Annotated in this window: 11 protein-coding genes; all 11 read right to left on the bottom strand. The window is 61.3% G+C overall.

Going from position 1 to position 13,459, the window contains the following annotated elements:
* Positions 1–235: 235 nt before the first annotated feature.
* The 11 genes from ACA073_RS09725 to ACA073_RS09675 all read right to left on the bottom strand — a co-directional run bounded on the left by ACA073_RS09725 (position 236) and on the right by ACA073_RS09675 (position 13,330).
* Positions 236–1,012 carry an SDR family oxidoreductase gene (locus ACA073_RS09725; RefSeq protein ID WP_497403071.1) on the bottom strand — a complete coding sequence of 259 codons (777 nt, stop codon included), beginning with the start codon at positions 1,010–1,012 and terminating at the stop codon, positions 236–238.
* A complete protein-coding gene (locus ACA073_RS09720) occupies positions 1,009–2,220 on the bottom strand; it encodes an O-succinylhomoserine sulfhydrylase (protein WP_497403070.1) in 1,212 nt (403 codons plus the stop codon). The genes ACA073_RS09725 and ACA073_RS09720 overlap by 4 nt, the downstream gene beginning before the upstream one ends.
* 174 nt (positions 2,221–2,394) lie before the next feature.
* Entirely contained in the window at positions 2,395–3,900 is a 1,506-nt protein-coding gene (gene purF, locus ACA073_RS09715; protein ID WP_007935163.1) for an amidophosphoribosyltransferase, read from the bottom strand.
* 41 nt (positions 3,901–3,941) lie between these two features.
* On the bottom strand, positions 3,942–4,502 hold the full coding sequence (locus ACA073_RS09710; RefSeq protein ID WP_017337640.1) for a CvpA family protein: 561 nt from the start codon (positions 4,500–4,502) through the stop codon (positions 3,942–3,944).
* Between the two features lie 99 nt (positions 4,503–4,601).
* On the bottom strand, positions 4,602–5,267 hold the full coding sequence (locus tag ACA073_RS09705) for an SPOR domain-containing protein (protein WP_497403069.1): 666 nt from the start codon (positions 5,265–5,267) through the stop codon (positions 4,602–4,604).
* Entirely contained in the window at positions 5,251–6,558 is a 1,308-nt protein-coding gene (gene folC, locus ACA073_RS09700) for a bifunctional tetrahydrofolate synthase/dihydrofolate synthase (protein WP_497403068.1), read from the bottom strand. The genes ACA073_RS09705 and folC overlap by 17 nt, the downstream gene beginning before the upstream one ends.
* Positions 6,555–7,475, bottom strand: coding sequence for an acetyl-CoA carboxylase, carboxyltransferase subunit beta (gene accD / locus ACA073_RS09695; RefSeq protein ID WP_497403067.1), 921 nt, complete (start codon positions 7,473–7,475; stop codon positions 6,555–6,557). The genes folC and accD overlap by 4 nt, the downstream gene beginning before the upstream one ends.
* A 209-nt stretch (positions 7,476–7,684) precedes the next feature.
* Positions 7,685–8,308, bottom strand: coding sequence for a phosphoribosylanthranilate isomerase (locus ACA073_RS09690; RefSeq protein WP_214382090.1), 624 nt, complete (start codon positions 8,306–8,308; stop codon positions 7,685–7,687).
* A gap of 63 nt (positions 8,309–8,371) precedes the next feature.
* Positions 8,372–9,196 carry a tRNA pseudouridine(38-40) synthase TruA gene (gene truA / locus ACA073_RS09685; protein WP_214384750.1) on the bottom strand — a complete coding sequence of 275 codons (825 nt, stop codon included), beginning with the start codon at positions 9,194–9,196 and terminating at the stop codon, positions 8,372–8,374.
* Between the two features lie 290 nt (positions 9,197–9,486).
* Positions 9,487–12,111 carry a FimV/HubP family polar landmark protein gene (locus tag ACA073_RS09680; protein WP_497403066.1) on the bottom strand — a complete coding sequence of 875 codons (2,625 nt, stop codon included), beginning with the start codon at positions 12,109–12,111 and terminating at the stop codon, positions 9,487–9,489.
* A gap of 208 nt (positions 12,112–12,319) precedes the next feature.
* Positions 12,320–13,330 (bottom strand): aspartate-semialdehyde dehydrogenase, encoded by a 1,011-nt coding sequence (locus ACA073_RS09675; RefSeq protein WP_497403065.1) that lies wholly within the window; start codon positions 13,328–13,330, stop codon positions 12,320–12,322.
* Positions 13,331–13,459 lie beyond the last annotated feature (129 nt).

Raw genomic sequence — 13,459 nt, 5'->3', positions numbered from 1 at the left:
GAAATTTACGCACCTAACGAAGCTAAGTCAATAGCCCGCTTGAAGTTTTTCTGAAAAAGACAAAAACATGTCATTCGGGACAACGTTGGCAATAGTGAGACCGCCTTCGCGAGCAAGCCCGCTCCCACATTAGAACGCATGTTGCCTGAGGAAACGCGGTCCACTGTGGGAGCGGGCTTGCTCGCGAAGGCGGCGGCAAATTCAACATCAATGCCGCAGACAGCACTCCGTCCTATCAGTCGCTGTAAATCATCTTCTTGGTCATGCCACCATCGACCACGAACTCCTGACCCGTGACGAAACCCGCATTCTTCGACAAGAGCCACGCAACCATCGCTGCCACGTCCTCGACCGTCCCTACCCTGCCCGCCGGATGCTGCGCATGGTCGGCCTCGGTCAGCGGTTCGGCACGGCGTATCGAGGGATCCCGCGCATCAATCCAGCCAGGACTGACCGCATTGACACGAATTTCCGGACCCAGGCTGATCGCCAACGCGTGAGTCAGGGCCAACAGCCCGCCCTTGCTCGCCGCATAAGCCTCCGTGTCGGGTTCCGACTGTCCAGCGCGGGTCGAGGCCAGGTTGACGATCGCCCCGCTGTGGGCACGCAGGTACGGCGCACAGTGCTTGGCCAACAGCATCGGCCCGCTGAGATTCACCGCCAACACCCGATTCCAGTAAGCCAGATCAAGGCTTTCCAGGGTGATGTTGTGGGGATCGGCCACTGCCGCGTTGCACACCAGCGCATCCAGACGCCCGAACTGCCCCAGCACCTCGGCGACGCCCAACGCCACCTGCCCTTCGTTCGAAACGTCCATGGCGATGAACCAGGCGTTGTCGCCCAGCACCTTCGCCACCTTCGAACCGCGTACCCGATCCAGATCCGTCAGCACCACCTGCCAGCCTTCGCTGATCAGCCAGGCCGCAATCCCCAGGCCAATGCCCCGCGCAGCACCGGTGACCAGTGCAACTCGGCCATTGGAACCGGTAGTCGGCGTGGACAACTCGATCACAAGGCAGCCAACCCGCGCGCCAGATCCGCCTGCAGGTCGGCCACGTCTTCCAGACCGACCGCAATGCGGATCAGGCTGTCACAAATACCCGCTGCTTCACGCTCCTGCGGTGCCAGACGGCCGTGAGAGGTCGTGCTCGGGTGCGTGATGGTGGTCTTGCTGTCGCCAAGGTTGGCGGTGATCGAAATCAACCGCGTCGCATCGATAAAACGCCACGCACCCTCTTTGCCGCCCTTGACCTCGAAACTCACCACAGCACCGAAACCTTTCTGCTGACGCTGAGCCAGTTCATGCTGCGGGTGGCTCTTCAGGCCGGCGTAATGGACTTTCTCGATACCGTCCTGCTGCTCCAGCCACTCGGCCAGTTGCTGGGCATTGGCGCAGTGCGCCTTCATGCGCAGACTCAGCGTTTCCAGGCCCTTGAGGAAAATCCAGGCATTGAATGGACTCAAGGTCGGTCCGGCAGTGCGCAGGAAACCGACCACTTCTTTCATCTGCTCGCTGCGACCCGCCACAACACCGCCCATGCAACGGCCCTGGCCGTCGATGAACTTGGTCGCCGAGTGCACGACGATGTCCGCGCCCATCTTCAGCGGCTGCTGCAATGCCGGCGTGCAGAAGCAGTTGTCGACCACCAGCATCGCGCCTTTGGCATGAGCGATTTTCGACAGCTCGGCGATATCCACCAGCTCGGCCAGCGGATTGGATGGCGACTCGACGAACAACAATTTGGTGCTGGCCTTGATCGCCGCATCCCAGCCGGACAGGTCCGCCAGAGGCACGTAATCGACTTCGATGCCGAAGCGCTTGAAGTACTTCTCGAACAGGCTGATGGTCGAACCGAACACACTGCGCGACACCAGCACATGATCGCCAGCACTGCACAGGCTCATCACCACCGCCATGATCGCGGCCATGCCGGTGGCGGTAGCCACAGCTTGCTCGGCGCTTTCCAGCGCGGCAATGCGCTCTTCGAACGCGCGCACGGTGGGGTTGGTGTAACGCGAGTAAACGTTGCCCGGCACTTCCCCGGCGAAGCGCGCGGCCGCATCAGCGGCGGTACGGAATACGTAGCTGGAAGTGAAGAACATCGGATCACCGTGTTCGCCTTCCGGCGTGCGGTGCTGACCGGCGCGTACGGCCAGGGTATCGAACGCTACGCCTTCGAGGTCGCTGTCCAGCCGACCGGCATCCCAATCCTGACTCATGCTGTCACTCCTTGCCTTGCTCGGTAATAGATACAAAACCGGCCTGGAGGGGAACACCCATTACGTAGGAGCGAGGCTTGCCCGCGAAGGGGTCGTCACATTCAACATCATTGTTGCCTGTGATACCGCCTTCGCGGGCAAGCCTCGCTCCTACAGATACAGGCCGGTAGTTACTCAGTTGTTGTACAGATCAATGATCGCACTGACTGCCTGCGTCTTGACCTTGGAGGCATCGTTGCGTGCCTGCTCGATCTTGTTCAGGTAGGCCTCGTCGACATCGCCGGTGACGTACTGGCCGTCGAACACCGCGCAATCGAACTTGTCGATCTTGATCTTGCCGCCACCCACTGCTTCGATCAAGTCAGGCAAGTCCTGATAGATCAGCCAGTCAGCGCCGATCAGGTCAGCGACGTCCTGAGTCGAACGGTTGTGCGCGATCAGTTCGTGAGCGCTCGGCATGTCGATGCCGTAGACGTTCGGGTAGCGAACGGCCGGTGCCGCGGAGCAGAAATACACGTTTTTGGCGCCGGCTTCGCGGGCCATCTGGATGATCTGCTTGCAAGTGGTGCCGCGAACGATCGAGTCGTCCACCAGCATCACGTTCTTGCCACGGAATTCCAGTTCGATGGCGTTGAGCTTCTGGCGTACGGATTTTTTCCGTGCGGCCTGGCCCGGCATGATGAAGGTCCGGCCGATGTAGCGGTTCTTCACGAAGCCTTCGCGGAACTTGACGCCCAGGTGGTTCGCCAGCTCCAGCGCCGCAGTGCGGCTGGTGTCAGGGATCGGGATGACCACGTCGATGTCGTGATCCGGACGCTCGCGCAGGATCTTCTCGGCGAGCTTCTCGCCCATGCGCAGACGGGCCTTGTAGACCGACACGCCGTCGATGATCGAATCCGGACGCGCCAGGTAGACGTGTTCGAAGATGCAGGGGGTCAGGGACGGGTTGGTCGCGCACTGACGGGTGTGCAGCTTGCCGTCTTCAGTGATGTAGACCGCTTCGCCCGGTGCCAGGTCGCGAATCAGGGTGAAACCGAGCACGTCCAGGGACACGCTTTCGGAGGCGATCATGTACTCGACGCCTTCGTCGGTGTGACGCTGGCCGAAGACGATCGGACGGATGCCGTGCGGGTCGCGGAAACCGACGATGCCGTAGCCGGTCACCATCGCCACGACGGCGTAACCACCGACGCAACGGTTGTGCACGTCAGTGACCGCAGCGAACACGTCTTCTTCGGTCGGCTGCAGCTTGCCGCGCTGGGCCAGCTCGTGCGCGAACACGTTCAGCAGCACTTCCGAATCGGAGTTGGTGTTGACGTGGCGCAGGTCAGATTCGTAAATCTCCTTGGCCAGCTGTTCAACGTTGGTCAGGTTACCGTTGTGCGCCAGGGTGATGCCGTAAGGCGAGTTGACGTAGAACGGTTGAGCTTCGGCCGAAGTCGAGCTGCCAGCGGTCGGATAACGCACATGGCCAATGCCCATGTGGCCGACCAGACGTTGCATGTGACGCTGATGGAACACGTCACGCACCAGGCCGTTGTCCTTGCGCAGGAATAACCGGCCGTCATGGCTGGTCACGATACCGGCAGCGTCCTGGCCGCGGTGCTGGAGGACGGTTAGCGCGTCATACAGCGCCTGATTGACGTTCGACTTACCGACGATACCGACGATGCCACACATGCGACGCAACCCCTACTTAATGGATCTGAACTGAACACAACTCACTGAGGCGTTTTGGCCGTCGGCAAGAGGTGCTCCTTGAACGGTATTTCAGCGGGTACGCTGATACCGCTGGCAAGCCACTGACTGCTCCACCCGAGGATCAGGTTTTTGGACCAGTCTGCAACCAATAGAAATTTTGGCACGAGCTGCGACTGTTGCCACCACCCGTCCTGCTGTACCGGCCCCAGGCTCAACAGCCCGACCGCCACGACCACCAGCAACACGCCACGCGCGGCGCCGAAGGCCATGCCGAGGAATCGATCGGTCCCGGACAACCCGGTGACGCGAACCAATTCGCCGATAAGATAATTGATCATTGCGCCTACGATCAGCGTGGCGACAAACATTATTGCGCAGCCCGCGATCACGCGAGCCGATGGCGTTTCGATGTATCCGGCGAGGTACTCGGACAATGCACCACCGAACATCCAGGCAACGACTCCTGCGATGATCCAGGTCACCAGCGATAATGCTTCCTTGACGAAGCCGCGGCTCAGACTGATCAATGCGGAGATGGCGATGATTGCAACGATCGCCCAGTCAACCCAGGTAAATGGCACAGTGCAGCCTACAGACGGATAAGGCGGCGCATTTTAGCAGAGCCCATGCTTATCGGTAAGCTGCGATTGTCAGTGCATTTCAAATCGGGGCGATAGTTTTCAACCGCGCTCAGGCTGGAAGCGCACCACAAAACCCTTGAGGTTCTGCTGGCGGTTCAACAAGTCACGCAGACGATCGGCTTCTGCACGCTCGATCAGTGGCCCGACGAATACCCGATTCTTGCCGTCAGCCGTGCGGATGTAGGCGTTGTAACCCTGGCTGCGCAGGGTTTTTTGCAGGTTTTCTGCACTGGCACGGTTCGACAGGCTGGCCAGTTGCACCGACCAGCTGACCGACAGGCCATTGGCGTCGACGCGACTTTGCGTAGTGTCCGGCTTGCCCGGTGCGGCGGTAATCGGCTGACCGGGTGCAGTCGTCGGTTTGTTGACCGGAGCCGGCGCTGGAGGCGGCGTTACCGGTTTTGCGGCAGGCGCAGGCGCGACGGGCGCAGTCGGTGCGATCGGCATCGATGGCTCTTCCTGCTGGGCGATGTCGTCATCACTCGGCACGGGCTCTTGCGGCAAGGCCTGGGGCTCGGGCACGACCACCGGCTCAACCTGAACCTGCGGCACCGAAGGCGCCTGCGGCGCAGCCGGCGCGTCGACCGTTACCTGACGCTGTTCATCCTGTCGGGAAAACAGCATCGGCAGGAAAATCACTGCCAGCGCCACCAACACCAAGGCGCCGACCATGCGCTGTTTGTAAGCCTTATCCAGCAATGCCATTTGCCACTTCCTCCGTGGAGCGCCGAGCCAGCCATTCAAGGGCCTCGGCGACACAATAAAATGATCCGAACAACAGAATCTCGTCGTTGCTCGTCGCCAGCGCGCACTGCCCTTCCAGGGCGGCGGCCACGCTGTCATAGGACGCTACCGAAGCACCAAGGTTCTGCAACGCCCCGTGCAAATCGGCGACCGGCCGCGCCCGCGGTGAATCCAGCGGCGCAACGGCCCAGTGCTGGACACTAGCATTCAATTCGCCGACAACACCATCCAGATCCTTGTCTGCCAGCAATCCAAATACTGCGAGACGTTTGCCGACCGGTGGTCGGCTCGCCAGGCGACGGGCCAGATATTCGGCCGCATGGGGGTTATGCCCCACGTCCAGCAACAGATTCAGACGCTTGCCCTGCCAGTCGAACTGCCGGCGATCGAGACGCCCGACCACCTTCGTGGCTTTCAGGGCATCAATAATTTGCGCATCTACCCAAGGCAAACCAAGCAGCAGATAAGCCTGCAATGCCAGTGCGGCGTTTTCCATCGGCAGATCGAGCAATGGCAAATTGCGCAATTCGACCACACACCCTTGAGCGTCCAGGCCACGCCACTGCCAACTGTGATCGGTCACACCGAGGTCAAAATCGCGCCCACGCAGGAAAAACGGGCAAGCCAGCTCGCGCGCTTTGTCCAGCAGAGGTTGAGGAGGATTCAGATCGCCACAGAGCGCGGGCGCGCCCTGGCGGAAGATGCCGGCCTTTTCATAGGCCACGGACTCACGGGTGTCGCCCAGATAATCGGCGTGATCAACGCCAATGCTGGTCACCAACGCCATGTCGGCATCCACCACGTTGACCGTGTCCAGACGTCCGCCCAAGCCGACTTCCAGCACCACAGCGTCAAGTCCAGACCGCTGGAACAGCCAGAACGCCGCCAGGGTGCCCATCTCGAAATACGTCAGGGAAGTCTCGCCACGGCCAGCCTCTACCGCAGCGAAGGCTTCGCACAGCTCGGCGTCAGTCGCTTCGACGCCGTTGACCTGCACCCGCTCGTTGTAACGCAGCAGGTGCGGAGAATTGTAGACACCGACTTTCAGACCCTGCGCCCGCAGCAACGAAGCCACGAATGCGCAGGTAGAACCCTTGCCGTTGGTGCCGGTGACCGTGATCACCCGAGGCGCCGGCTTGCCCAGCCCCATGCGTGACGCTACCTGTTGCGAGCGCTCCAGCCCCATGTCGATGGCCGAAGGGTGCAACTGCTCAAGGTAGGCGAGCCACTCGCCAAGGGTACGTTCAGTCATAGGTTGGCTGGCACCGGCGGAACCACGATCGGCTCGATGGGTGCGGCAACGAATTTCGGCGTCGGCTTGCCGGTCAGTTGCGCCAGCAGGTTGCCCAGACGCGGACGCAGCTCCTGACGGTGAATGATCATGTCGATCGCGCCATGCTCCAGCAGGAACTCACTGCGCTGGAAACCTTCCGGCAGTTTTTCGCGAACGGTCTGTTCGATCACGCGTGGACCGGCGAAACCGATCAGGGCTTTCGGCTCACCGACGATCACGTCGCCGAGCATCGCCAGGCTGGCGGAAACACCGCCGTAGACCGGGTCCGTCAGCACGGAGATGAACGGAATGCCTTCTTCACGCAGACGCGCCAGCACCGCGGAGGTCTTGGCCATTTGCATCAGGGAAATCAGGGCTTCCTGCATCCGCGCACCACCGGAAGCGGCGAAGCAGATCATCGGGCATTTGTTTTCCAGGGCGTAGTTGGCGGCGCGCACGAAGCGCTCACCGACGATGGCGCCCATGGAGCCGCCCATGAAGGAGAATTCGAAGGCCGAAACCACCACCGGCATGCCCAGCAGGGTGCCGCTCATGGAGATCAGTGCGTCTTTTTCGCCGGTCTGCTTTTGGGCAGCGGTCAGACGGTCCTTGTACTTCTTGCCGTCACGGAATTTCAGGCGGTCGACCGGCTCCAGGTCCGCGCCCAGCTCGCTGCGGCCTTCGGCGTCGAGGAAAATGTCGATACGGGCGCGGGCGCCGATACGCATGTGGTGGTTGCACTTGGGGCAAACGTCCAGGGTCTTTTCCAGCTCCGGACGATACAGCACAGCCTCGCAAGACGGGCATTTGTGCCACAGACCTTCAGGCACCGAGCTCTTCTTGACCTCGGAACGCATGATCGAAGGGATCAGTTTGTCTACTAACCAGTTGCTCATGCTTTCTTTCTCCAGTACCGGCGGCCCGAACGCTCTGGTTCGCAGCCCCGCGTATGCCCTTGAGCTAAATTCATGTGTGTGGCGATGATTGGTGGATGGCCGGGTCAGTGAAGCGTGACCTGCGTACAACCCATCAATCCTCAGCCGTGCCTGCTTTATGCAGCGCAGTGCATTTTGGGACGGCGGCAGTCTGCCAGCCGTCACATCAACTACGTGCTACTACGTACAGCCTTGATGAATGCCTGAATCTTTGCGTGATCCTTGATGCCCTTGCTTGCCTCTACCCCACCGCTGACGTCCACGGCGTAAGGCCGGACCCGGGCAATCGCCTCGGCGACATTGTCCGGCGTCAAGCCGCCCGCGAGGATGATCGGTTTGCTCAAGCCTTGCGGTATCAGAGACCAGTCGAATGCTTCGCCGGTTCCGCCGGGTACGCCTTCAACGTAGGCGTCGAGCAGGATACCGCTGGCGCTCGGAAACGCATCGCATGCCGCCGCGATATCGTCGCCGGCCTTGACCCGTAGCGCCTTGATGTACGGCCGATGCCAGCCTTCACAGTCGGCTGCGGTTTCATCACCATGAAACTGCAACAGGTCCAGCGGCACGGCGTCGAGCAGTTCGCCCAACTCGCAGCGGCTGGCGTTGACGAACAAGCCCACAGTGGTCACGAACGGCGGCAGCGCCTTGATAATGTCGCGCGCCTGCTGGAACGTCACGGCCCTCGGGCTCTTGGCGTAAAACACAAACCCGATGGCATCAGCCCCGGCCTCGACCGCCGCCAACGCATCTTCTATGCGGGTAATCCCGCAAATCTTGCTGCGAACGGCTGACATGTCGATAAAACCTCAGGGCAAATCCGGGAAAGTCCCGGATGGTAACAAATGCGTTCGAGGGCGTCAGCCGTCAAGTTCGGCGAAACCGGTCAGGAAGTGTGGACCGATGTAACGCTCGGGCAATTCGAACTCGTCGCGGTACTCGACCTGCACCAGATACAAGCCAAATGGATGCGCCGTCACCCCGCCGGAACGGCGAATCCGGCTCTCCAGCACTTCTTTCATCCACTCCACCGGACGCTCGCCGGCGCCGATGGTCATCAGGACTCCGGCAATGTTGCGCACCATGTGGTGCAGGAAGGCGCTGGCGCGGATGTCCAGCACGATCATCTTGCCGTGACGCGTGACGCGCAGGTGATGCAGCTCCTTGATCGGCGACTTGGCCTGGCACTGGCCCGCGCGGAAAGCGCTGAAGTCGTGGGTGCCGACCAGGTATTGCGCGGCCTCGGCCATGCGCTCGACGTCGAGGGGGCGATGATTCCAGGTGATTTCTTCGTTCAGGTGCGCCGGGCGGATCTGATCGTTGTAGATCACGTAGCGATAGCGCCGGGCGATGGCCTTGAACCGCGCATGGAAATGCGCCGGCATGACCTTGGCCCAACTGACGCTGACGTCGTGGGGCAAGTTGATGTTGGCGCCCATGACCCAGGCTTTCATCGAACGCTCGACCTGCGTATCGAAATGCACCACCTGACCGCACGCATGCACGCCGGCGTCCGTGCGCCCGGCGCAGAGCAGTGACACCGGTGAGTCGGCGACTTTGGACAAGGCCTTTTCCAGGGTTTCCTGCACCGTGAGCACACCGGACGCCTGACGCTGCCAGCCGCGAAAGCGCGAGCCTTTGTATTCAACGCCCAAGGCGATGCGGAAAAAGCCGTCAGCCGCCATTTCGGCAGCCGGGTTATCTATATTTGCCAAGGAGGGACAGCCTGCTGATGTACGCAAAGGCGGGCATTATAAGGCCGCTGGATCGGGATGCCAGTATAAGCGTCGATACTGTGTTGAATGTGATGGACCCTTCGCGAGCAAGCCCGCTCCCACAGTGATTTGTGTCGCTCACAAAACCTTGTGGGAGCGGGCTTGCCCGCGAAGACGTCCGATCAGGCGCCATCGCACCCGGCAGAATAAAAAACGGCAGCCTCAATGGGCTGCCGTTTTGTTTACGCTTTACCGCTCACTCAAGCCAGACGCGCAAGCATCTCCTTGGCTTCGCTCTTCTGACCAGCATCACCTTCGGTCACGACCTCGTTGAGGATGTCACGCGCGCCGTCGGCGTCACCCATGTCGATGTAGGCCTGGGCCAGGTCGAGCTTGGTGGCGACTTCATCGGTGCCGGAGAGGAAATCGAATTCCGGCTCTTCAGTTGCAGAGGCCAATGCGTCTTCTGCCGTGAAAGTCGGCTCGGCAATGCTCTGGGACAGACGATCCAGCTCGGCGTTGACGTCATCCAGCTCTGCCGCGAACGCATTCGGCTCAGCCATTTCTTCGGACAACGACAGATCGAAATCAGCCGGCAGCTCCAGATCATCCAGAGCCACCTCAGGCACGGCCGGCACGTCAGTAGCAGGCAGGTCCTTGATGTCGTCATCCAGGCTCAACAGGAAATCATCTTCCGCCAGCAACCCCGACGACGGCTCGGCACCGAGATCCATGTCCAGGTCAAAGTCCGACAGGTCGTCGAGGTTTTCCTTGATTTCGGTCTGCTGCTGCAGCACCGACCCAAAGCTCAGGTCGTCGTCCAGCGGGAATTCATCCAGCTCGGCCAAAGCCTCTGTCGAAGGTGCCGGCTCAGGTGCAACCACCGCAGGAGAGGCATCTTCCAGATCATCCAGACTCAGATCAAACGCGCTGTCGAAGTCGTCATCGGCCAGTGCTGCCGGCGCCGGTTCTTCGGGCTCGTCCATCAACAAGTCCTTGACGTATTGGGCGTCCAGTTCGGCAGCGACGGCCGCAGCCGCCAGGCCACCAGCCACGACGACAGCCATGGCCGGGAAGCGGCTTTTCAGCTCTTCGACACGAGCGAAGTTTTCGCCGTTGGCCACGAGCTGACGTTCCTGAGCCACGAACGCATCGCGATCGCCCTGCTGTCCGTAGACTTCCATCAGCTTCAGACGCAGGTCACTGCGCTGAGGCTCTTGTTTGATGCCGTCTTCCAGCAACGCAGCAGCCTGATTCAGACGACCGGCGGCCATGTGCGACTGCGCCTTGGTCAGCACGTCGTCATCGCGATCAGCGGCAGGCGCGACCAGTGGCGCGGCGATCGGCGGCGTGACCACCACCGGCGCAATGACCGGAGCCGGAGCAGGTGCCGGGATTGGTGCAGGGGCCGGCGCGGTCGCGAGCTTCACGCTTGGCGGCGGCACTTCCAGACCTTCGAAGCTGCTTTCAGGCAAGTCCTGATCAACCGAGAATTCCTGCTCCTCGGACAAGGCACGGGCCATGCGCAGGTGTTTCTCGGCTTCCTGCTGGGCTTTGCGGCGACGGGCCAGCAACAGCAGCAACAGCAACAGCAGCAGAACCACCGCCCCGCCACCGACCAGACCCAGCAGCACCGGATTGGTCAGCAAGTCATTGAATTTTTGATCGTCAGACGCGGCTGGCGCTGGCTCGACAGGCGTCTCGGCCGGGGCAGGCGTTGCCTCAGGGGCGGCCGCCACCGGGGCTGGCGTTACTGGCGCAGGGCTCGGCGTCAATTCGGCCGAGATGGCCGGAGCCGTCGTCGCAGCAGCCGGCGCACCCGCAGCACCTTCAGCCTGCAACTTGGCCAGTTGATTGTTCTTCAGTTCGATCAGGCGCTGCAGCTTATCCAGCTGGCTTTGCAGATCGGTCATGCGGCCTTTCAGTTCAGCGTTGTCACGACGGGTCGTGTCGAGGCTTTCCTGGGTCACGGCCAGCTTGTTGCTCAACGCCTTGGCGTCGCCGGCGGCACCTTTGCCACCGGTCTTGCCGGACTCGGCAGACACCAGGCTCAGATTATCCTTGGCAGGCTGTGCAGGAGCGCCTTCGCCGCGACCGCGCGTGGTCGCATCGAGTTGTTGCTGCCCGGCACCGGGCTTCGCCACATAGCGACGACCCTGTCGCCACGCGGTGTTCTGCGCAGCAACTTCAGCAACGGCCTTGGGTTGCGGCACGCTGGCGCTCTGCGTCTGATCCGGCAGGCGCAGGACTTGACCGGTTTTCAGCAGGTTGATGTTGCCGTTGATGAACGCATCCGGGTTCAGCGCCTGGATGGCCAGCATGGTTTGCTGAACCGAACCGCCATTACGCGCCTTCGCGGCGATTTCCCACAGGGTATCGCGTGGCGTGGTGGTGTATTGGGTCGGCTTGGTGGCGCCGGTCACGGGTGCAGTGACCGTCTGGGTCGGTGCCGGTTGCGCAGCCGCTTCAGCGGTTTGCGGCGAGAATTTGGACGGATCGAGCAGCACGCTGTAATCGCGCAGCAGGCGACCGTTGGGCCACATCACCTGAACCAGGAATTTCACCATCGGTTCGGACAGCGGCTTGCTGGAGGTCACACGCAGGACGCTTTTGCCACTGGCATTGAGCACCGGTGTGAAGCTCAGGTCGTTGAGAAACGCCTGGCGGTCGACACCGGCCTTGGCGAAGTCTTCCGGCGACGCCAGGCTCGGCACCACTTCGGCAGCGGTGAGGTCCTTGACGTCGAGCAGTTCGATTTCCGCCACCAGCGGCTGGTTCAGCGACGACTTCAGGGTCAATTCCCCGAGCCCGAGCGCATGCGCCATACCGGAGGACAGCGCCGAGGCGGCCGCTATTGCTAACACCAGTTTGCGAACTTGAACCATAGCCTCATCCTTTGTTTGAACATTCCTCGGCCAGCGAGAAGGTGTTGATAGTCGCTGCCGTAAGGCATTGCGCGCGGCGGCGAAGGGTCGTCGCGCGCGATCATTTCTTTCATGCCCCGGAAAGCACCGCAGGGTGGCTTGCCTTCAGCAATCCGGCCCGGCATGGCGCCCGGCCAGAATCATTCTGCAAATTGTTGCCAAGTATCTTTTACAGCAGGTCTTTTATCAACAATTCAGCCACCTGCACAGCATTGAGCGCCGCGCCTTTGCGTACGTTATCTGACGTCAGCCACAAATTAAGTTCCGACGGGTCGTCGATTCCAGCGCGAACCCGACCAACGTAGACCACGTCCTGCCCTACCGCGTCGCCGACCGGGGTCGGATAATCGCCGGCTTCCACCAGCTCGATACCCGGAGCGTCTTCCAGCGCTTCGTTGATTTTTGCCAGGTCCACAGCGCTTGCGGATTGCAGGGTCACGCTAAAGCTATCGCCAAAAAACACCGGGGCTTGAATGCAAGTGACGGAAATCTTTAATGAAGGCAAGGCCATGACCTGACGCAGTTCACGCACCAGACGTTTTTCCAGCAGCGTATGGCCTTGATCGTCCGGCTTGCCGACTTGCGCCAGCAGGTTGAAAGCCATCTGCCGATCGAAGAAGGTTGGCTCCAGCGGCCGCACATTGAGCAGCTCGGCGGTTTGCCGGGCCAGTTCGGTGACAGCTTCGCGGCCCTGGGCAGAGACGGCCAGACTGGCGGTCACATTGACGCGTTGCAGGTCGAGCAAACCGAGCAACGGCGCGAGCACCACAGCCAATGTGGTGGCCGACGGGCTTGGGCTGCTGACCTGGAACGGTTTTTTCAGACCGGCCAACACCTGGGCATTGGCTTCCGGCACCACTTGCGGCGCCTGATCGGCGGGCAAGGCGCCGGACAGATCGATCAGCGAGCACCCGGCGGCCGTGGCGCGTGAGGCGAAACTCAAGGTTACCGCCGGGCCTGCGGCGAAGAACACCAGTTGCACTTTGCTGAAGTCGAACTCATCGACTTCCCGCACCCGCACGTTCTTGCCGCGAAACGGCACCGAATGCCCGGCGGATTCGCTACTGGCCAACAGATGCAGGTTGCCGACCGGAAAGTCACGTTCTTCAAGGATCTGCACCAGCGTTTCGCCGACAGTACCGGTGGCGCCGATCACGGCAATATCAAAGGACTGGCTCATGGTTCTACCTCTGGCGAAACGGGGGGAGCGGCACTTTACCGGGTGGTTGGCGTGCAGGCAATTCGGTGGGGGTTTTCCGGCGCCTGTGACGGCCTCTTCGCGAGCAAGCCCGCTCCCACATTGGAATGC

This window comes from Pseudomonas sp. LBUM1670 (assembly GCF_059695695.1).
This window is presented reverse-complemented; position numbering and strand designations above follow the sequence as displayed.